The 22391-nt window shown below is 46.2% G+C and carries 17 protein-coding genes; all 17 read right to left on the bottom strand.

Translation table 11 applies throughout. The features are described 5' to 3' along the window. Positions 1–74: 74 nt before the first annotated feature. Positions 75–2126, bottom strand: coding sequence for a flagellar filament capping protein FliD (gene fliD / locus AC3A8L_RS08220; protein ID WP_487961753.1), 2052 nt, complete (start codon positions 2124–2126; stop codon positions 75–77). 279 nt (positions 2127–2405) lie between these two features. After that, a complete protein-coding gene (locus AC3A8L_RS08215; RefSeq protein ID WP_487961752.1) occupies positions 2406–2861 on the bottom strand; it encodes a flagellar protein FlaG in 456 nt (151 codons plus the stop codon). 89 nt (positions 2862–2950) lie between these two features. Then, entirely contained in the window at positions 2951–5008 is a 2058-nt protein-coding gene (locus AC3A8L_RS08210; protein WP_487961751.1) for a flagellin N-terminal helical domain-containing protein, read from the bottom strand. Positions 5009–5506: 498 nt separating this feature from the next. Continuing rightward, a complete protein-coding gene (locus tag AC3A8L_RS08205) occupies positions 5507–7639 on the bottom strand; it encodes a flagellin N-terminal helical domain-containing protein (RefSeq protein WP_487961750.1) in 2133 nt (710 codons plus the stop codon). 198 nt (positions 7640–7837) lie between these two features. Continuing rightward, positions 7838–8086: a hypothetical protein gene (locus AC3A8L_RS08200; protein ID WP_487961749.1), complete on the bottom strand. Its 249-nt coding sequence runs from the start codon at positions 8084–8086 to the stop codon at positions 7838–7840. Positions 8087–8333: 247 nt separating this feature from the next. Continuing rightward, positions 8334–9935 (bottom strand): flagellar hook-associated protein FlgL, encoded by a 1602-nt coding sequence (gene flgL, locus AC3A8L_RS08195; protein ID WP_487961748.1) that lies wholly within the window; start codon positions 9933–9935, stop codon positions 8334–8336. Between the two features lie 51 nt (positions 9936–9986). After that, complete coding sequence (gene flgK, locus AC3A8L_RS08190; protein WP_487961747.1) at positions 9987–13181, bottom strand: flagellar hook-associated protein FlgK; 3195 nt, start codon at positions 13179–13181, stop codon at positions 9987–9989. A gap of 39 nt (positions 13182–13220) precedes the next feature. Further along, positions 13221–14225 carry a flagellar assembly peptidoglycan hydrolase FlgJ gene (flgJ, locus tag AC3A8L_RS08185; protein WP_487961746.1) on the bottom strand — a complete coding sequence of 335 codons (1005 nt, stop codon included), beginning with the start codon at positions 14223–14225 and terminating at the stop codon, positions 13221–13223. 10 nt (positions 14226–14235) lie between these two features. Further along, positions 14236–15312 carry a flagellar basal body P-ring protein FlgI gene (locus AC3A8L_RS08180; RefSeq protein ID WP_487961755.1) on the bottom strand — a complete coding sequence of 359 codons (1077 nt, stop codon included), beginning with the start codon at positions 15310–15312 and terminating at the stop codon, positions 14236–14238. 43 nt (positions 15313–15355) lie between these two features. Next, entirely contained in the window at positions 15356–16057 is a 702-nt protein-coding gene (gene flgH, locus AC3A8L_RS08175; RefSeq protein ID WP_487961745.1) for a flagellar basal body L-ring protein FlgH, read from the bottom strand. A gap of 23 nt (positions 16058–16080) precedes the next feature. Further along, positions 16081–16866, bottom strand: coding sequence for a flagellar basal-body rod protein FlgG (flgG, locus tag AC3A8L_RS08170; protein ID WP_487961744.1), 786 nt, complete (start codon positions 16864–16866; stop codon positions 16081–16083). 58 nt (positions 16867–16924) lie between these two features. Beyond that, positions 16925–17674 (bottom strand): flagellar basal body rod protein FlgF, encoded by a 750-nt coding sequence (locus AC3A8L_RS08165; RefSeq protein ID WP_487961743.1) that lies wholly within the window; start codon positions 17672–17674, stop codon positions 16925–16927. Positions 17675–17805: 131 nt separating this feature from the next. Then, complete coding sequence (locus AC3A8L_RS08160; protein WP_487961742.1) at positions 17806–20259, bottom strand: flagellar hook-basal body complex protein; 2454 nt, start codon at positions 20257–20259, stop codon at positions 17806–17808. 116 nt (positions 20260–20375) lie between these two features. Next, entirely contained in the window at positions 20376–21089 is a 714-nt protein-coding gene (locus AC3A8L_RS08155) for a flagellar hook assembly protein FlgD (RefSeq protein WP_487961741.1), read from the bottom strand. A 14-nt stretch (positions 21090–21103) separates the two neighbouring features. Further along, on the bottom strand, positions 21104–21541 hold the full coding sequence (flgC, locus tag AC3A8L_RS08150) for a flagellar basal body rod protein FlgC (protein ID WP_487961740.1): 438 nt from the start codon (positions 21539–21541) through the stop codon (positions 21104–21106). A 59-nt stretch (positions 21542–21600) separates the two neighbouring features. Further along, entirely contained in the window at positions 21601–22008 is a 408-nt protein-coding gene (gene flgB, locus AC3A8L_RS08145; protein ID WP_487961739.1) for a flagellar basal body rod protein FlgB, read from the bottom strand. Positions 22009–22183: 175 nt separating this feature from the next. Beyond that, on the bottom strand, positions 22184–22391 hold a 208-nt coding region (locus tag AC3A8L_RS08140), incomplete at its 5' end, for a hypothetical protein (protein ID WP_487961738.1).

The raw sequence follows: 22391 nt of genomic DNA, 5'->3' as shown, positions 1-22391 counted from the left end.
TTACGCCATATTTTCGCCTCGCCAAGCAAGCACCCACAAACCCAAACTCCAGCAATTTATTTCGTGCCCGCCCCTTAATCCCTCGATGAGGTAAAAGGTAGGGATTTAAATAAGTTGTCCAAAAAGCTACCCGAACTATTTAAACCATTTAAAATATTTTCCATGGCTATAAACTGTTGCATTAGGCGCTCTTCGTAGGCACTCATTCGGCGATCAAGGCGCTCCTCTTCGCCCTCAAGGCCAGTAATATCGCGCTCTAATTTTTCTTCACGTTTATCCAACAAACCGTTCGATTGCAGAAAATTATTAATAATTTCATTTAATTGCCCCCCAACACCGCGAGAGAAATTTACCGTTGTAGTTGTCGCATTTTCACCAACAATAACACTCAGGCCTGCGCCGGGCTCGCCAACTTTAGGCAACAGCACCTGCCCTAAACCAAAGCCCACAACACCATTAACCGTACCAGACACATCACGCCCAGCACTGCCATTACCAACGGCTATTTTTAAATCTGCACTCATATCACCCGTTGCCGAGTTGACATTAACATTTGAACTTGATCCGTATTTCGTTGATGTCATCACAAAGTGATCGGTATCGAAAGAAACCGTAACCGTAGTGCCAGCGGCTTTTAAATTGGCATCGGCATTGATTGCGCTTTGCATGGCTGCAGCCATGTCCGACTCTGTATCGTAGGTCACATCCGAAGGGACAGTGATAAGGTCCGAAGCCACGCCATTAACGGTTAACGTCATCGCTAATAATTTCCCAGTAGTATCAAATGGAAAACCTTGAGCTACAGTACCTCCGGTAAATGCACCTTTGCGCGGTGTTGTCGTGATAACAACATCATATTCGCCGGCTGTTGTTTGTTTACCAAAACTATTGACCGTAATGTCGCTGGAACTCGATTCAGTACTGGCCGACAACAACTTTTGCACGTCTTCAATATTATCCTTAAAAGCGGCATTAAATTCTTTATCATTAATACTGAGGCTACCATCGAGTTCAGTACGAATACCCAAATTCGTTAGCGCTTTAAAAGTCGCATCATCGGGAAGACCCGTTACGCTAGAAGCAAAAATGTTGCGCATTTGCCCCACTACCGATTTAGCCAGCGCATCGTTAGCCAGCGAGCCATATTGCTCATTTTCAGAATCGTAGCCAATTACGGGTTCAAGCTCTTCTAATAAAGCATTGTAAGCATCCACAAAATCACGTGTGGTTTGCTTTGCAAATTCGACATCATCAGAGACGGTTACAGAAATGATTTCACCTGGGGATGACTTTAATAAATCGAGCGTCAAACCATCGACAACATCGGTAACGGAGTTAGTGCTACGACTGACCGTTAAACCGTTCACAATTAAATTGGCATCGGTACCGGCTTGCTGCTGCGTTAAGCGTGTTGGCGTCACCATAGGGTCCGATAACAATTCGGCGGTATACCCAAACCGGGACAAGTCACTATCATCGGTATCTGTTGGCGCCCCACCGGCTTCGGCTATGGTTATTTCTAACTCATTATTTTCACCGGACTCTGCTGTCATTAATAAAACATAACCGCTGCCATTGTTAACGATGGAAGCCGTAACGCCCATTTCCGCGTCGTTAATTGCATTGCGTAAGCCTTTTAAGCTGTTATTACTCGAGTCAATGGTAATTACAGCTGCTGTTGCATCAGCATCAACACCAAAAGTACCGCCATCCCAATGACCAAAGTTAAACGTTAAAGTCCCCTCTCCCACCTGATCGTCTTCACTGGTAAATTCTGGTGACGCTAGCGATTGCGATTGCGCTAGCGAAGTGACTTCAAACTTGTAAGTGCCGGAAGCAACGTCTGCCCCCAAAGTTGTTGGGACTAGTGCATCACTTTCGGTAAATGAAGCGCTTTTACTGAATAGGCCCTCTTCGGAAGTTAACGCGGTAATAGACGATTGAAATGTTGATAACGCACTTTTAATTTTACCAAAGTCTGAAATTTGTGTTTCTCTAAGTTCGGTTTTTGTATCAATACGCGCTTGCGGTGCCGAGCGTTCGATTTCCGTTAGCTGAGTAACAAGGTTACGCGAATCGATACCCGACCCTGCGCCTAATGATTGGATAATATTGTTTTCAATCATAACTCACCTGCCTTAACCAAAATGTCGCTCGCATTGAACGGGCCACCCACAGTCGTATTACCGCCACTAGCGCATGACTAGTGCATATAAGCCTTGCGCCAATACACTTGCCTCTTTGTAAGAAGCAAAACCTACTTTGCCGAAACCTGGTGACACCACCAATTCCGGTAAACACAACACCTTTAGCCGCTGCCAACCCTCTCTCGATTGTTGCGCTATACGTGTAGATTATAATCCGTAACGTTTAAACCGCTGCCGGATAGTGCTCGCACGTAATACTTAACCCGTTGCATTCACGAGATTGACCTCTCCGTTTTCTTTCATCTTTCGTGCCAGTTCCAGAAAGGTTTCATTCGGAATCTGACGAATAATATCGCCACTGCTAGACTCCACAACTTTAACCACTGTGCGCTCAGATTCATCGTCGATACTGAAGTGTAAGTCGCGCTGTACGGTCTGTACGAACTCATTTGCGGTATCTACCGCATCTTCTAGCGCTTTACTCGCCGCTTCGCGATTGCGCTGAAGTTCAGAGACCTCATTAGCATCCTCCACATCAGAGACTGGGCTGTTTGCCGCCACCAGTTCAGGTTTCGCCGGCTCTATTGATGTTGGCGGTAAACTTTTGCCGCTTTGCTCAACAGGTGCAGTTGAAACAGGTACAGTTGAAACCGGCGCTTTAGACACCACCGGCACTGCCGGTAAACTGGGTCGAATAACACTGATATCATTCATAGAATTACCTCTCTATAACCAGATAAACCGGAGAGTCTCCTCTCCGGTATCCAAACATCCCTGTTACTAAGGGCTTTCGCCCTTTAAGCTTACTGCAGTAGCGACAAGACTTGTTGAGGACGAGAATTCGCCTGAGCCAACATGGCCTGTGAAGCTTGCTGTAGAACTTGCGAACGACTTAATGCTGCCGTTTCCGCCGCGAAATCCGCATCCATAATCCGTGAACGTGCGGCCGATGTATTCTCAGATACGTTGGACAAGTTCGAAATGGTAAAGTCGAGACGGTTACTGACCGCACCCAAATCAGATCGAATGTCGTTCACTGTCTCCAATGCATTATCGATCACGCTGATCGCCTTTTGAGCGTTCGCTGCGGTATCAATACTGATGGATGAAAGCGATGTACCGAATGACCCTTCACCGAGATTATTCGACTCTTTCAAGCCTAGGCGCGCATTATCGAAACCGTCTTTTAATTCAACGCTAATAGGGTTGCCATTTTCGCTGACCAGTTTCAAGCCCGCTTCAGCGGTAAAGGCTGTAGCCGAAGTCATGGTTGCTGTGGCTTCAGCAAAAGTACCTGTCGCAGAAGCCGTAGTAATGGTGGCTTTAGTAACCGATTCAATACCCGTTGAAGAACCAAAGAAAGTATTCGCTGTAGCGTTGCTAATATTAATCGCGCCTTGGTCAGACTCTAGGACAATACTCGTACCCTGTAACCTTGCCGAAACACCGGTTTGGTCTGTAAAGGTATTTAGCTGAGTAACAACATCTTCTGTTGAACCGGTATTCGTCAAAGTCAAACCAACTTGAATACCATTGATCTCAAGGTTGTTGGCAGTAGCAGCACCCGTCGCCACAAAGCTTGTCATATCAATACTGGCCGTTGAATAAGCCTTGGCGGTTACACCAGTCTCATCTGAAACAGCATTAATGTTATCGATTTTACCTTGCAAGCTATCCGTATCGGTATGATCAATTACAGTGCCGTTAATGGTCAGGTCACCGGCGGTAAGCGCTTCATTGGCGCCGGCGGATGTAGCCACCAAACCTACGCCCTCAATAACACCACCGGAATCCATTTCACGAAAACCCAAATTATTCAGGTCGGTCATGGTGCCGGTAGCGCCGCGCTCAATCGTAATATCATCGCCGCTATCAGAGGTTAAAATTAATTTTGCTTGCGCTGCACCATCGGTACCGGTGGTATCTGTGCCCGTAACGGCTATTGTTTGTGCGCCTTCGGCGGACATACTTAATTTGCCATCATCACTAATGGTTGCGCTAACACGACCACCGAAACCTTCATTCACAGCGTCAGCATATTCTTGCAAGCTATCTGTATTTTCAATCTCAATCGACTGGGTCGTACCGTCATTATTCGTCAATGTGACCGTTGAAGCCGCTGTTCCAACAACACCAGTACCTACACTCGACGCTGTTAGCTCTACCGCTGTTTCGGCGGTAATACCATTAACATTGTCATTAATCTTGGTCACTAAATCTTCAACGGTTGAACCCGCTGAAATTGCGCCCACCGCTTGGCCGTTAATCAAAACATCTTGATCCGATAAAGAAACAGTATTGAACGTTGCAGAAATTTCATCACCGACAACATCGGCACTGAGCGAGCCCATGCCCAGGGTATCAGCATCCACCGCACCCACTTCAAAACCCACGGTTTGATCCGCTTGCGCGCCCACCTGAAGATCAATTTTGCCGGTGCTGCCATCTAGAATATTTTGACCGTTAAAAGAAGTCGTTTCCGCAATACGGTCTAATTCCGATACCAGCTGCTGCACCTCTGCATCCAGAGTGGCGCGGTCATTATCACCATAGATGCCGTTAGCCGACTGAATAGACAGTTCGCGCATACGCTGCAAGATGTTGGTGGTTTCAGACAGCGCACCTTCAGCCGTTTGGATCAGCGAAATACCATCATTCGCGTTTCGCACAGCTTGATCCAAGCCTCGGATCTGTGATGTTTGACGGTTTGAAATTGCAAGGCCTGCGGCGTCATCCGCGGCAGAGTTGATTCTGCTACCCGAAGACAAGCGTTCCATTGCAGTGTCAACGCCCATACCTGCTTTGTTCAGCTGACGCTGTGCATTCAGAGATGATACGTTGGTATTGATATAAAGTGGCATGGTAGCCTCCTCACCGATAGTCTCTCGAGTGCAGAGATCTACACTCATTCAATTTGAAGATGCTCTTATTGAGCGCTTCTAACCAACTTTTCGGCCTGGAGGCAAATAACTTTAACTTTTTTTACACAAAAATATGCCGCTACGCTAGCGCGAGCAGCCTAAGTGCATTTTTTAGTGCTGTACAACACCCTGGAAGCCCCTACTTATAGCGGCTGAAGCCAACTAGCCGTGGCATGAGATGCTGAACCTAAAGATAAAAGAAACAAGCGCCGACTTCGCCAGCGCCCCCTGTTTTTGATCGTCTCCCTCGGCGCCACATTCCTTGTCATAACACAATCCTCACACATTGCTTTCCTTAATAACCTTCCGGTGGCAACCACGGCTGACTCCATCAGCACGTATTACTACCCACGTCCAAAAATGTCTATAAAACCTGAAATAATCAATACCGCTCTACCCCAAAACTTCATGCTGCATCTATATACCTGTAGGTTTCTATTAACCTTGTAGTAACTGCAGTACTTGCTGCGATGCCGCGTTAGCTTGCGCTAGCATGGCTTGCGATGCCTGCTGCAAGACTTGCGCCCGACTCAGTGCCGCTGTTTCGGCCGCAAAATCGGCATCCATAATCCGTGACTTAGCCGCCGAGGTATTTTCAGAGACCACAAGTAAATTATTAATGGTGAAGTCGAGCCGGTTATTCACCGCACCCAGCTGTGATCGCACATCGTTAATCGAATCTAACGCATTATCCACAACACCAATGGCTTTCTGTGCTTTGGATACCGTATCGACACTCACACTGGAAAGCGCCGTACCGAAACGCCCCCCCGCGGTTGAGTTCGCCTCAATTAACCCTAATGTTTGCGAATCCGCGTTATCTCCAAGCTCAATACTGATCGGCTGATCATTGGTAGAAACCAATTTTAAACCGGCCTCAACCACGAGTGTCATCCCCGAGGTTGCCGCCACGCTGGAGTTAATCAAAGTGCCCGCACTTGATGTAATGTATGACTGGAAATTCGCCCCGGCTAATGCGGTACCACTGGCGATAATACTGTTAGCCGTAGGGCTCGTAATATTAATAGAGCCCTGATCAGATTCCAGCATAATGCGCGTACCCGACAAGCTTGCAGTAATGCCGGTTAAATCCGTATTGGCATTAAAACCATCGACAATATCGGATGCTGTCGAATTGCCAGAAAGGCCTAAGTCTATCGTCACACCATTGATCGTAAGGTTATCCGAAGCCGCCGAGACCAGTGTTAAATCGGCTGTACTAATATCGATAGATAGAGAGGCAAAAGCTTGCGCAACCACGCCACTCTCGTCGCTTTGCTCATTAATGGCATTCACTTTCCCTTGTAAACTATCCGTATCGTCATTATCAATAACAACGCCATTAATGGTTAAATCACCCACATTCCAGGACTGTGCCGCACCGGTAGCACCTAAGCCAACACCTTTAACGACACCGGCTTCATCACTTTCACGGAAACCCAAATCCTGTAAATCTTCGAGCGTGCCGGTCGCACCGCGCGATACCGTTATAGGATCACCATGTTGCGATGTGAGAATAATTTGACCATAAGCTTCGTCGGTTATTGCCGCTGCACCATCGTAGGTGTTAAAGCCTGTTGCCCGCTCAATAATCTCCGCTGCCGCATTAGAGGACCCCGTCGCATCAACCCCCATCACTTCGATGGTCGAGCCACTATTATTGTTAATCGTCAGTTGGCCGCTATCATCAACTTCGGCACTCACGGCGCCGCCAGTGACTGTACTTATTTTTTCAGCCAATTCAGTCAAATTATCGGTATCGGTGATATTAAAAACGTTATTACCACTACCATCAGCCGCAACCAAAGTAATTTGTAGCTTGTTCCCGTTTTCGAGAACACCATCACCCACCGTTGTGCCCTCTAAAGAGGTATACCCTGTAGCTTCGACACCCAACACATTGTCATTAATGCCATCAATCAGATCCTGGAAGGTATCGGACGAGCCATCGAAACTCCCTATCGACTGGCCGTTAATCTGAATATCCGATTCATCTAGACTTAAAGAGCTGAGTGTCGAAGTAATTTCCGAACCCAACATATCGACACTCACCGAACCCATACCGAGTGTCTTAGCGTCCATGGCTTGAATATTAAATTCAATCGTCTGATTCGCTTGCGAGCCGACTTGTAACTCAACATTACCTAAACTGCCATCGAGTAATGTTTGACCGTTAAAGGTCGTCGTCTGAGCAATGCGATCTAACTCACTGATGAGCTGCTGAACTTCAGCATCCAATGTTTTCCGGTTGGAATCATCATAAATTCCGTTAGCCGATTGAATTGCCAATTCCCGCATACGCTGCAGAATATTCGTCGTTTCATCCAATGCGCCTTCAGCCGTTTGAATCAGAGAAATACCGTCGTTGGCATTCCTGACCGCCTGATTCAAACCGCGGACTTGCGCCGTCATTCGATTGGATATCGCTAAACCTGCAGCGTCATCAGCAGCGGTATTAATACGCTTACCCGATGATAAACGCTCCATTGCTGTCGCTAGCTCGTTTCCAGAATTCACTAACTGTCGCTGAGCATTCAAAGACGCAATGTTAGTATTAATGACTAGAGGCATAACTCATCTCCTGTGTTCACTAAATCACCCCTATCGTATAAAGGGTGAAGTCAAAAATAATATTGACTTTGTCAGTAAGGAAATTGCAACCCCTGTGCCAACCTGCTTTTTTTTAAAAATTTAGCGGTTAAAGACGAAAAAACACTGATTTTAAAGGCTTTTGGCCAAGCCAATAATAAAAGCGGCAACACCTAACGGTTAATAGGAACAATCATTGCCGCTTTCCATTGACGCTAATTTCCTGTCGCCTCTATCATCAGTAAAAAAATTGACAGTCTTCAAAGCATCAATAGCATCAATAGATGCTAATAGCACTACAGCACTAATAGCAACAATAGCAACAACTAAAGCAGGTTCTACTGGGCTTGTAGGAATAGATAATAAAGAGATGAATTGAGATAAAGAGAAACGGCGTACTAAGGACCGAGGAAAAAATATTTTATCCAATAATACTTGCCTCCTGCTTCCTCAACTGCGTTACCCAAAGCCTTACATGCCTCGGTAACTGCTCCACGACATTATGCTCCTGCAATGTCTAATAAGGGGCTCCTGCCCCGATGCGTGACCCTAATGACCTATGTCCATATAGGCCCCGGCATGCGCCCCTTCGGCGCCTTGTTGAGAAAACAGGAGCCCTCGTCTAATTGAACAAACTATTATTGCCCCGCCCCTAACACCGATATTTTACACGATGCTATATGTGGGCAAATAAGGTCAACTGGCTAACGCGAATAAATGATTGCTGAGCAGCCTGTAAAATCAAAGTTTGCTGGGATAAACGTGTAGAGGCTTCGGCATAATCTAAATCGCGAATATTAGAAAGGACGTCACGGCTAACCAACTCACTATCAAAATGTAAGCTGCGGGTGCTTTCCAAAGTATTCAATCGCGCACCGATAGAGGCAGTAACATCTAATACACTGGTTTGTGCATTATTCAAATTTGCAATCGTATTGGCCACTTGTTCAGACAAACTATTCCGGCTATTTTGACTACCGTCATAGCTTTTCATGGCCTCACTAAAACGTGCAATGGTGGTGAGTACATCTTGTTTTTCTGAGGAATCAATAAAAAACCGATCCCCTACGCCCGCCATTTCGCCATCCGTTGTTGTATAGCCCGCCAAAGGATCCGCAACACCGAACATACTGGCAATATCAACAGAAGCGTTACCAACATGCATGTTTACACCATAACGTTGGCGTAAACCTTCTGCATTCGCGGTAACGCCAAGATTTTCCAATTTTTCGGCGTTACCACTGGCCACATCATTTAACGCCGCACTAATATCACCATTGCTATTAAATGTACCACTTAAGATAAAGGTTTCTACTTTACCGCCAACCCTTAACGTAAACGTTTCCCCGGGTGCCGCTATAATGGTGGGCAGCACGGGTGTTTGCTCGGCCCCATAATCAAAGCGCGCATGCTGTACCGGCGTACCTGATGCCGGCGAACCACTAATTCTTACAGAGACACCTTGCACAGAAATTTCATCACCACCGGAATATATTTGATTCTCTGCTAACACACGATTACTACCGCGCTCTGTGACGGTATAATTTTTATTGGCCGGTGACACCGTACTATCCGGATTAAAAGTTATGACGATATCGCTGGGGTAAAATTTATCGTAGGCATCTTGATCAACAATTTTACCAATATTAATTTTGGCCGCTGGTGATGAGCTATTCCCTTTAGCTTCATAGGTGCTAATCGTGTTGCTCTCGCTGTTGACATCTAAAAAAGCACGTTTACCCGAATCGGTAGAGGCCACTGTCGTATTATTGGCAATTTTAATAAACTGCTGCCCCTCATCGCCCTGATAACGAAAACCTTCTGAGGCATTCCCCGAAAAAGGAATCTCGGCAGTACGATAACCACCAAAGATATGATCACCATTAGCGTTTTGAGTATTGACCAAATTCAACAACTCTTTTAATTGCTCATCGACTTCGCTCGATAGTACGGCATATTCATCCGTACTGAGTGTTGCCGTGTTCGCCGCTTTAAGCGCTAGCTCTTGTGTGCGTTGCAACAAGCTATTAACCGACGACAAAGCAGACTCTTCAAGAGTGAGGTTATTTTCTGCGATATCAATATTTTTCCGATATTGTGCGGTAATTTCAAGTTCTTGTGTGATTTGCATAATCTTAGTCGCCGCGACGGGATCATCAGCTGGCGTTAATACACGCATGCCCGTCGACATTTGCTCTTGCGTTTTAATAACTTCTTGATTAACTCGCGCAAGGTTTTTATCGGCAATATTAAAAACTTGTAATGATGATATTCGCATAATTTCACCTACTCAATATGCCGTAGCGTCCTACGTCATATTTAAAACTTATTAGAAAGAACTGATCAAAGTATCAAACAAACTTCGTGCCACAGAGATTACCTGTGCATTAGCCTGAAAAAATTGCTCAAAACGAATAAGATTAGCCGCCTCTTCATCTAAGTTAACGCCAGAAATAGAATTGCGTAGCGTCTCCGTTTGCTCCAACACGGCTTCAGCGGCTTCCGAGTTGATTTTTGCCGAATTTGTTGTAATGCCCACTTTTTCTACCAAAGTGCCATAAGCATCATTCAGGCTAGCGGTATTGCCATTCATAATGCGCGCACTTTCAACATTCACTAACGCTAAAGCATTGCGGTTATCGGATGCTGCATCATCATTAAAATTCAAGGTGAAACGATCGCCACTATCAGGGACACCTGACAAACTGACATCAAGTCCCAAATAAGTAGACGCCGAAAAATCCGTAGCGCCGGTATCACCAAACAATAGGCTGTTAGGCGACCGTGTTGTAAAGACCATATCTTCATCCATGCGCACATCCATCGTGCCGCCGACAACAATTTGGCTAGGAGAATTATTGCCAGAGCCCGTCAAGGTAACAGGGTTGTGTTCGCCATCACTCACGCGCACACCATCACCATTTTGAGCAACCACACTAAAAGATAAATCGTCGCCCTCCGAGCTATAAACCCTTAATTCAGCTTGCCCTGTAACCGTGTCCTGTCCTGCAATTGCATAGATACCCTGTTGCTTTAAAGTATCGTTATCGTTAATGCGTGCCGCTAAATACTGATTAAACGCCACTGGATCAGCGGCTGGGTCTGGCACGCTCTGCACCATTGAACGATTTCCCTCAATACCGCCAGCACGATACTCAACAAGCTCTTGTCCATTTAAAGAGATTTGCAAAGGCTCATTACGCGAGAGATTAAAATCCGACATTTCGGCGTAGGTGAAAGCATTCGCATCCACACCGGGAATATTACTCAACTGGCTGGCTAATTCTCTTGCGCTGCCATGTAAATTGCTAAAAACGGTATAGGTAGTCGGGGGTAAACCCGCTTGAACTGGCGCCTTAGTGAGCGTAATACGCTCTGCGGGGTAGCCATTACTTAATGTCCCGGACCCCTCGATACCATTAAGTCCGCCATCACTGGTGTAGGCTAAACCACTTTCAACACCAATATTTAACAACGTGTTTGCAGTTCCATTCGCCGGCCCGCTATAACTTTGAATACTCACATTGCCATAGCCCTCCTGCGCAGCATGGAAACCTAAACTGCGATTGCCTAGATCATCAATAGCAACGTAAGCCCTTACGCCAGAGGGGCCTAACTGGCTATTAATATGCCTCAACAGCTCATCCTCAGAGGATATATCTGAGCTGCTCACAGTCACTGTAGTCAGGGTATCCTGTGCACCCAGTACCGTATTACTTAAACCCACCACAAAAGAAAATTGATTCGCGCCAGAAAAGTCTGTAACACTAAAATCTAATTCACTCAGGCCCGACACTGCGTTAGGCACATTAATATAAGGCGGCGTTACGAGAGCCCTTGTTACCGGTGAGCGGCCTTCCGGCAAACCTACCATATCCCCACCCATTGAAACTTGCTTTTGGCCTTCTATTGTTGGAAAAATGGCATTGTTAACGCCAGGAATAAAACGTTGATTTCGAATGGGGGGATCTAATTGCTGAGGGCTTGCAGGATCAGAATTATCCAAAACGTCATAAGTACGTTCGGAAGTGAATTGAATAACCAGTGGCGGCGACATTTCTCCAGTATTTGCAAATAGCGGCAACGCTTCGCCGTTACCGTCCGTTAAACCGATAACGCTACCTGGGGTAATTTTACCACTGCCGGTATTGCCAATTTCAGAATCGGTAACAATCGGGGATGCAAACGCAATGTCTTCAGGGTTGGCAATAATACGGCCAAAGTCACGCGCCCCCTTCGTTAGAGGCTGCAGCAAAAATTCATCACCGGCGGTAAAACTTCCGCCAACAAACTCTAATTCAAGACCATCAAATTTTACCGAGAAGGGGTAATCACCAGGCAATAAGCCCGAAGCGACCTCTTCCCCGCTGTCTTTGCGCGAAACACTGTATAAGCCGCCAGACTTCATCTCTACCGAATAATTACTGGTGGTTAAGCTACCGGTATCTCGAATATAAACACCCAACTGGCGGTCTGCAGGTAGCGCATTTTCACTCGAGGAAATTACCCTTTGCCGTACCGAAACGGGATCGTTAATATCTTTAAAGAATTGGCTACCGAATTCGTTTTCAGGCGTAATCCCTTGTTGATGAATACGATTAAACTCATCAGCCATGACAATCGCGACACGACCCAGACTGTTATAAGCCGGCAGTAAACTCTCATCACGAAAACGCACCAAAGCACCTAATTCGCCACCATTCACGGCTTCGGTAACAACGCGGCCAGACTTACCATCAGACAAAACCACATCATCAACCGTACTGCCATTACGCCCGGTTTCTAATGATAAGGTGTTCACTTGCGAACCCGCAACTAAAGGTAAGCCGCCTGCGATTAAAACATTAACTTGTCCTCGGCCTTGATCGAAAGTTTGGATCGGCACTAATTTAGAAAGCTGGCGCAAGGCTTCATCACGCTGATCTAACAAATCATTAGGATTCCCCCCTGAACTCAACCCTATCGCATCCGTTATACGCAAATTTAATTGCGCCACATTGGTAACCAACGCGTTAACCCGCTCAACAGAAACTTCCATTCCATCGCGAACACCGCCTTCAAGCACCTGAAATCGCGCATCAATACTATTGAAACGATCAGCAAGGTTTTCAGCTTCACTCACAATTAATTGTCGCGCTGGAATAGACGTTGGATCATCAGCACCATTTTGCATCGCTGAGAAAAAGGTTTGTAAACCACCGGTCAAGCCGGTTGCTTCGTTAGATAAAAGGTTATCCAACTGTGAAGTTTGATCAAAAAAAGCGGTTAAATCGGCCGCCAAGCTAGAGTCAATGCGCAATTGTTGCGAGACATAATTGTTAGCAATGCGATCAACAGAATTAACATTTGCACCATTACCAACAAACCGCCCACCTTGCACCGTTGCAGGGTTTGTAACCGGCTCAACCCGTTGACGACTATAGCCTTCGGTACCCGCATTAGAAATATTATGGCCGGTCGTGCTCAATGCCGCCTGGCTAACCCGTAAGCCAGTAACACTAACACCTAATAGATCACTGCCCATGTGCCCTCCTAGCTTTTCCAGCCAGTTGTCGATGCCACATTATGATTCTCCAGCGCCGGCTTGCGCGCCACCGATCAAGGTTTGAACTTTTTGATAAACCGCTTTAATTTTATTGGCATAGTGCGGGTCTGTTGCGTATCCAGCTTGCTGCAGTGCTTCTACAAATTGATTGCCATCACCCGCTTTTTTTAACGCATCGCCGTAACGAGGATTGCTCTGCAAAAAACCCACAAAATCTTGCACGCTGTTAGAAATAGAATCATAACGTCGAAAACGCGCCGTTTCTTTAACCGCAATACCGTCACGAAATTCAACGGTTTGCGTTTTAACACTATCGCCTTGCCAACGAGAGTCTGCTTTTATATTGAAAAGGTTATTAGCATTTTTACCGTAGGCATCTTTCACCATGTGTTGACCCCAGCCGGTTTCCAATGCTGCTTGGGCTACCATCATCAATGGATCTAGACCTAAGGTTTTTGCCACTCTCTTCGCAACAGGGAGTAATTCACGGGAAAATTCTTCGGGCGTTTCAGGGGAAAACTCAGCTTTCTTGTCTATCGCTTTGACAGGTAAAACATCGCCAAGCACACCCGCACTGGATGCTTGCAATGTATTTTTAGTCGTTAATACTGACTGTAATTTTGCGTGATCTGACGGCGACAAGTTATTCGGCTTATGCATTCGACTATGATCGAGATCACCCGTATTAACCTGTTCGGGCTTAACATTGCCCTTTAATTGTCGATAGACCATATCCGCGATGCCCATACCCCGCCCTTCCGATATATTCAACGACATTTGTTGATCATACATATCGCGGTACATTTTTTCGGCGTTGCTATGCCCCATATTACCTTCTTCAAAAACAGCATTCGATTGGCGCATACCTTTGAATAATAAGCTAACAAACATAGATTCAAACTGCTTAGCCACTTTATGCAGAGCGACATCCTTATCACCTTCAGCTTTAATTTTTTGAAGGCTATTTAAATCGGTATAAGCAGCCGTCGTTTGAACCGGCGCACGGGAAGATGCTGGTAACATAATTAACCCCTTAAATCACTATAAGCTCTGCGCGCAGAGCGCCAGCTTGCTTTAAGGCTTCCAGTATTGCCATAACGTCGCCAGGTGCTGCGCCAACCTCATTCACGGCGCGTACAAGATCATCTAACGTTGGCCCTGGAGCAAACTTAAACATGGGTAATAATTCTTCTTCAATATCAATATCAGTTTCAGGAACAACGGCCGTTTCACCATCAGCAAAAGCGTTAGGCTGACTTACCGCTAGACTCTCATCAACCGTAACCGTTAAAGAGCCATGCGTAATCGCAACAGGAAAAATACGCACATTTTGACCAACAACAATCGTACCCGTACGCGAGTTAATAATGACTTTTGCTGCGGCTTCTGCAGGTACAATTTCAATATTTTCTAATAACGATAAATATTCAACCCGATGCCCAGTATCCCTTGGGGCTTGAACCGAAATCGAAACAGCATCAAGGGGCTTGGCAGTATCGGGGCCAACAAGATTATTAATGCTCTTGGCTAAACGTTTAGCCGTTGTGAAATCAGGGGTATGCAAATTAAAAACAATGGTTTCTTTTTCGGCAAAGGTATTAGGTGCTGCGCGCTCAACCAACGCTCCATTGGGAATACGGCCAACACTGGGAATATTAACCGTCACCTTAGAGCCGTCGCGGCCTTCCGCCCCAAAGCCACCAACCACTAAATTCCCTTGTGCAATAGCATAGATTTTTCCATCGATCCCTTTTAAGGGACTCATTAATAGGCTACCGCCGCGCAAGCTTTTTGCATCACCAATAGAGGACACGGTAATATCAATTGTTTGACCCGGTTTAGAGAACGCGGGTAATTCAGCATGAATCGCTACGGCCGCCACATTTTTGAGCTGGAAGCGTGTACCGGGAGGAATCGTAATCCCAAATTGTTTCAGCATGGCATTAAATGATTGCGTCGTGAAAGGGGCTTGATTGGTTTTATCGCCCGAGCCATCTAAGCCCACCACCAAACCATAGCCAATCAATTGGTTAGCGCGTACGCCTTCAATACTGGCAAGATCTTTAATGCGGTCAGCATTAGCAAGCGGTGCTGCCACCAATGCCTGCATAATAACCGCTAAAAATAGTAAGCCGCGCTGCCACATAAACACCTCAAAATGGCCAATAGCCACTATTAAAAAAACGACTCATAAACCCCATGGATTGCGACGAAGCCAGCTCACCGGTTCCTGTATACGTAATTTGTGCATTGGCAATTTTGGTCGACAAGACTTCGTTATCGCTGGAAACATCATCCGGCCGAACCAAGCCGCTAATTCGAATCAACTCTGCGCCACGATTTAACGTCATCCATTTTTCACCGCGAATCACTAAGGTTCCGTTGGGCCAGATATCCATAACGGTAACCGTAATATTGCCACGCAAACTATTACTTTGAGCCGCATCAGCTTCGCCGGTAAAATCACGCCCTGCCGACACACCGGTTTCTAATGTATTGCCGCCTATGGTTACCGGCGCACCGAATACGGTAGGTGACGGCAACGCAACCTCTGATTCTTTAGAAACACCAACATTCGCTGATTTATTCGAAACCGTTTGCTCACTCAAAACCACCGTCACTAAATCACCAATACGATTGGCTTTTTGATCAGAGAATAACTGCATGGCCGAATGCTCACTGAACAACGAGCCATTCGTTGCCGGCACAGCAGGTATAGAGGGCATCACAATTGGCGCGTAATGGGGATCGCCTGGCTCTGGCGTTGGCTGCGAGGCACAACCTGAAAAAAGTAATGCAGCACTGCCAAGCGTAATGACATGAAGCCTGTTTAACCCTTTAAAATACATAGCCATCACTCATCACCCCATCAAAAAAATTAAACATTCTGTGTAATAAACTGCAGCATTTGGTCTGCGGTAGAAATTACCTTCGAATTCATTTCATAAGCCCGTTGGGTGGTAATCATATTCACCATTTCTTGCACAATATCGACATTGGAATTTTCTAACATTCCCTGCATCAATTGCCCCATACCGTTTTGCCCTGGCGTGCCATTAATGGGGTCGCCACTGCTGCCCGTTTGCACAAACAAATTGCTACCGACCGCTTGTAAACCGGCTGGGTTAATGAAATCGACCAAATCAATGGTGCCAATATTTTGCGGTGTAGGATTACCAGGGATAGTCGCCGACACGGTGCCATCAGTACCAATGGTGACATTGTTAGCGCCTTCGGGAATTGTAATGTTGGGCTCTAGCAATAAGCCACCGGCATTCACTAACTGGCCTTCGCGGTTTAAATGAAACTGGCCGTCGCGGGTATAAGCAATTTCACCGGAGGGCTGCAGTATCTGTAAAAAACCACGACCGTCGACGGCAACATCTAACGATTGGTCTGTGACTTGTAAGCTACCTTCGGTAAATTGCTTTTGCGTTGCGACCACACGCACACCGGTACCTAACTGCAAGCCAGTCGGCAATTGAGTATCCGCCGTAGAGTCGGCCCCGGGCTGGCGCTGTATTTGATACAGCAAATCCTCAAATACGGCGGTATCACGTTTAAAACCAACGGTCGATGCATTCGCCAAGTTATTCGCAACAGTTGTTAATTGCTTATCCTGAGCGGCGAGCCCTGTTTTACTGACATATAATGCTGCGTGCATAAATCACCTCAATGCCGAAAAACGGCAACTTTTATTAACGTTTAAGCGTCTACAATAATTAATTATTAAACTGCATTAAGCGCGAAGAGCTTTCCGAGTTTTCTTTCGCTGTAGCCATCAGCTTTACGTGCATTTCGTATTGTCTTGCCAGCGTTAGCATGCTGGTTAATTCATTCACTGCGCTAACGTTACTGGCCTCTAAAAAACCTGAAATCACACTGACCGAACCATCGGGATCTAAGGGTTCTGGTGTATCAAGCTGCCGAAATAAGCCATCGTCCGATTTACTCAATGTACCGGGTTCGGGCTTCACTAATTTAATACGGTCAATGGCTGCCGGTGCAGCAACGCCCTGCCCTGATGCAATCACCGAAATAGTGCCATCAATACCGATTTCTATTTTGGAGTTTGGTGGCACGGCAATCGGCCCCGCATTGCCCATCACCGGCAGACCGCTGCCGGTACGTAACATACCGGCACTATCAATAAAGAGATTACCGGCACGGGTATAAGCTTCTTCGCCGGTAGGGGCTTGTACGGTTAAAAAGCCATCGCCTTCAATCGCGACATCTAAATCGCGACCGGTTTGCTGTAATGCTCCGTGAGCAAGATTAGTGGCTGGCCTTTCCGTCATACTGAAAGCCCGCGTAGGTAGGCCCTCTCCGTAAAAAACCGGCATGCTTCGCGCCGCTGCAAAGTCTGACTTAAACGCCGTGGTATTGACGTTGGCTAAATTATTTGCATGTGCCGTTTGCGCGAGCATATTATGCTTCGCACCTGTCATTGCTATATAAAGCGCCTTATCCATGATTCACCCGCGTCAACTATTTGCTGTTTAAATTCTATTCAATAGTTGAACTGCAAAGCCAATGCCAATAAAAAACGGGGCCATAGTGGCCCCGCTTCAATTGCGAAAAGTTTAAAAAATGGAAGAAATAATTAACGCAAATTAATGATGGTTTGCGTTACTGCATCTGCAGTTTCAATGGTTTTTGCACTCGCCTGAAAATTGCGTTGCGCAATAATTAAATTAACAAGCTCTTCAGACAAATCGACATTAGATTCCTCTAATGCACCCGATTGAATGGCCCCTAAAGCACCACTTTGTGGACCACCAATATTGGGCGCTCCGGATTCAAAATTTTCAGCCCACATGGTATCGCCGGCAGGCTGCAAGCCCTGCATGTTAGCAAAATCGGCCAAAGCCACCTGCCCTAACACCTGAGATTCGCCATTGGTAAAGCGCGCAAAAATAACGCCATCATCGCCAATATTTAAACCTGACAACCGACCCGTAGTGAAACCGCTTTGATCAACATCGTTAACGGAAAAGTCACTACTAAACTGCGTTGTTCCCTCTAGACTCACAACAAAATTTGAATTTATGGGTGGATCAGGTATTAACGTTGACCCTCCATTTAATACATTGGTAGGCCCCATAGCGCCATTAGGTTCACCATTAACATCTTTGGGTGTCCAATTCGAAATTAAAATATCATCCGTTAATAACCGATTTAACGATCCATCATCATTAAAATAAACATCGTAGCCAGCGCGCGTAGGGATTGTATTTTCTGGCGGTGGTAACGATGTGTCCGGGTCTCCGACATCCTCGCCATCCACCCGCACATACATTTCCCAATGATTGGGTGCTGTTGTAGCATCGGACACATCGTATTCTTGGCGCACATAATATTGCGTAACGACATGTGAATTACCTAAACTATCAAAAATTGTTAATTGCGTTTCCCAGTTATAAGTATCTTGGTCGGCGGGATCAAATTCATTAAGAACCACATCATCGAAAGCTTGACTCGTTAACGGACCAAAAAGTCCCACGGAAGGCGGTACCGCATTCGCGACAGAATAACCTTCGTCCAAAACGATCGAAATAGAACCGCCCACTACAACAGAATTAACATCCGAGGGCAGTGCTGATACATTGTTTAAAACACCATCGCTATCCACCTCAAGAATTGCGCCTGGTGCATTAGGGTTACCCAATACCTCGATACCATCGCCATCATCAAAACTATCAATACTAATACGAAGGTTATCGCCGACACTCGACGATATCGTTAAATCGCCAGTAGCCGTATCTACCAAGGCTGAAATACCCGGCAACGTGGTGCGAGACAATAAATTGATATTACTTTCTAATGCTGTGAGTGTGTCAGCCGCTAAAGCAACGCCGTTAACCGTAACCGTCATATTGCCATTAGCATTCGTAAAACCGCTAAATGGAACCGTTAAAGTAGAAGATGCTGAGGCGGTTACACCCGTTAACGAATTTAATTCTGAAGCCGTTTGTGCCGCTGACGCTCCTTTTTCTGCGGTATAGGTGATCGTATTATCTTCATCGTCTGTTACATCAATAGCTTGCCTTGGATAACCATTATCAACGGCTGGAATCCCTGCAACGGATGTGCTCACGGCGGGTGTTGGCGCCATTCCCACTTCAGCGGTATTGGCAGAAGCGTTTGTTACGCGCACCTGCGAAGCCTCGCCGGATATTGCAGCCACAAAATCTAAGCGGTAACTACCGCCGCCTAAATCAACGGCCTCCGCTAATACGTCAATGCTCGACTGGGGGGGCGTAGGTTGTGATAGCTGCGCATTAATAACGCCGGCTAATGTTCTTAATTCATTAAAATTATTAATCGTGGCTGGCGTGCCCGATGCTGTCGTTAGGTTAACCGATGCCGTGCCATTATTGCCCGTCGATGCCGTCAGTTCGACATCGAAAGTCATTGGTGTACTACTGAAATCATTCGTAACGGGGAACGTGAATGTTCCGCCTGCTATAGCGGTTGTTGTATCTTGGCTCAGCCCCGCCTGCGTTACACCAACGGCATTACCATCCGTTGAAAAGCTCGTGCCGGTGGTTTGAAGTACCGGCTCAGAAGCATCGAGGTTAAGTAGCATATTCACTTCAGTTGTCGCCCGCGGCGCTAAATTACTGGTGCGTACCTGAATATCACCTTGTAGCCCACTAATATTGCCTGAACCATCCGCTGGAAAACCCTGCAGGCGTGCATCAACATTATTAACAACATAGCCATCCTTATCTAAACCAAACGTACCAGCACGCGTATAGAATTGTTCACCGCCTTGCTGCACTACGAAAAAGCCGTTGCCATTAACCGCCAGGTCTAAGGAGTTTTCAGTAAAGGCCATGCTACCTTGGTTAAAGTTTTGCGCAACATCTTGCAAGCGCACACCACTACCAATGGAGTTCGACCCCGAACCTAAAACGCTAATGGCATAGACATCACCAAATTCTGCACGCGATCGCTTAAAGCCTGAGGTCGAGGCATTAGCAATATTATTACCGGTGATTTTTAAATCACTGGAAGCGGCACGAATACCACTCAAGGCTGTATTAAAAGGCATAAAACGCTCCTGTACTTCTGGGGGCGACAATTATCTATCCAATAATGTCACCTAGATTACAACTTTAAAACTGACTAAAAATTATGCTGGCGAGGCTATTATTGCTGCCTAACCCCTTAATTAAACTGCTTAACATCCGACATTTTTACAGGGCCAATACCGGCTAAATTCAGTGTTAACATGCCATCCTTACCGACCGTCACACTGTTCACATTCGCGCTTAATGCCGCGTCCAACCCGGTAGTTTCGCCATCAATCGAGGCTTCAAATTCAATACGGTAAATACCTGCAGGTTGGCCACCTTCAGTACTACTTTCCCAATCCATAACGGTGCCATTCACTTCTAACTGCTGACCATTCCAACGCACCACCATCTCGCCCGCACTTTGCGCACCAATATTGGCTTGTTCTAACAATGCACCGCCTTCACTGTATATTTTTACCGAGACATCCTGTGTGCTCGCAGGAATATCAACACTGGCAGCAACAACATCATTAGGGTCTAATTGCGCAATTTCACTGGGTACTGCCACCGAGCGCCCCACTAATGAAGAAGCTTGCAACGCCTGATTAGCAACGAAGTTTTCCGTTAAGTTATCGAATTTATTATTCATACTGTCTAGCGCTTCAACAGAACTGAACTGCGCCAACTGCGCAATAAATTCGGTATTTTCTTGCGGGCTTAATGGGTCTTGGTTTTCCATCTGGGTAATCATTAATTTCAAAAAGGCCTTCTGCCCTAATTCACCGGTCTTTGTTTCATCTTTAGTTTTATTACCAATACCCAAGTCATCGATCGCGGATGATTGGCCCACTGCTGAAATTGTCATATTAACTCCGACGTTTATTGGCCAATAGAAAGAACGCGTTGCATCATTTGTTTTGCTGAATTCAGTACGTCGACATTCATTTGAAAGGAGCGTGAGGCAGAGATCATGTTAGTCATCTCCTCAACCACATTTACGTTCGGGTAATAAACATAACCGTCTTCGTTGGCCATCGGGTGATCCGGCTCATAGCGCGGCTGTAACGGGGCATCGGATTCCACAATCCCAAGTACCGCAACACCTGCGGTTTCATCTTGTGGATTCATCCCCCCCTTTGAATGCCCCAGCATTTCATTAAAGCTGGCTTTAAAAACAGGATGGCGAGCGCGATAAACATCTTCGGTGCTAGACGATGCAGTATCGGCATTGGCAATATTGCTTGCGGTGGTATTCAAACGCACACTCTGCGCATTCATTCCTGATCCAGCCACATCAAAAATATTATTTAAGCTCATGTTTATTACTCCCATTCACATCTTTAAAACTGAATTTACCGACAAAACAATGTAACGCGCTACTCACCTCTAATCGCCGCCTTCAACCCTTTAAAACGGCTATTCAACATAGTGAATGCAGCCTGGTGTTCTAATGTATTCTCCATAAACGCCGCATGTTCTACTTGCTCCTCAACAGTATTGCCATCAATACTGGGCTGAGTGGGGATGCGGTACTCAAGTTCGCCCCCCAAAGGCGAGCCGCCATTCATTTGATAATGATTTTGATGCGTCGTGCGCATATGGCCACCCGAAGCATTCGGTGTTGCCATATTGGCATTAAGTGCGGCATGAAAATCGAAATCGCGGGCTTTATAATTAGGCGTATCGGCATTGGCTAAGTTTCCCGCTAAAACCTCAGAGCGTTTACTCCGAAGACTCAGCGCGTTCTCATAAATACCGGTTGTTTCTTTAAACGAGATCGCCATGCTTTTCCCACCCATTCATTAACTGTTCGTTAAAGTGATCGTCAATAACCACCCACTTAAACAGTAAAATTGTCTCTTCAACAGAGTGAATGCAAGCGTAAGGCCAAGCCTTTTTGGCAGCACCAAAAACTTTGTAACATGCTGTTATACATTACTTTTCTTAAACCAATCATCACTAACGCCGTCGCCAATATTCTGCCAACCACTGCAAAGCGGCAAAGCCTTGCCGACTTTCTTCCGCCGGTTGCGGCACAGCAAGAAGCATCGCAGGGCAATATTTCGGCTTTTGCCTTACATCAGGTAAAATAGCGGCATCTTTATGAGGCCCCCAATGACCCCACCGCACAACAGCTCGAACAACTGCTCGCAACCCCCACCCTACT

Source organism: Marinagarivorans sp. (assembly GCF_982758155.1).
This window is presented reverse-complemented; position numbering and strand designations above follow the sequence as displayed.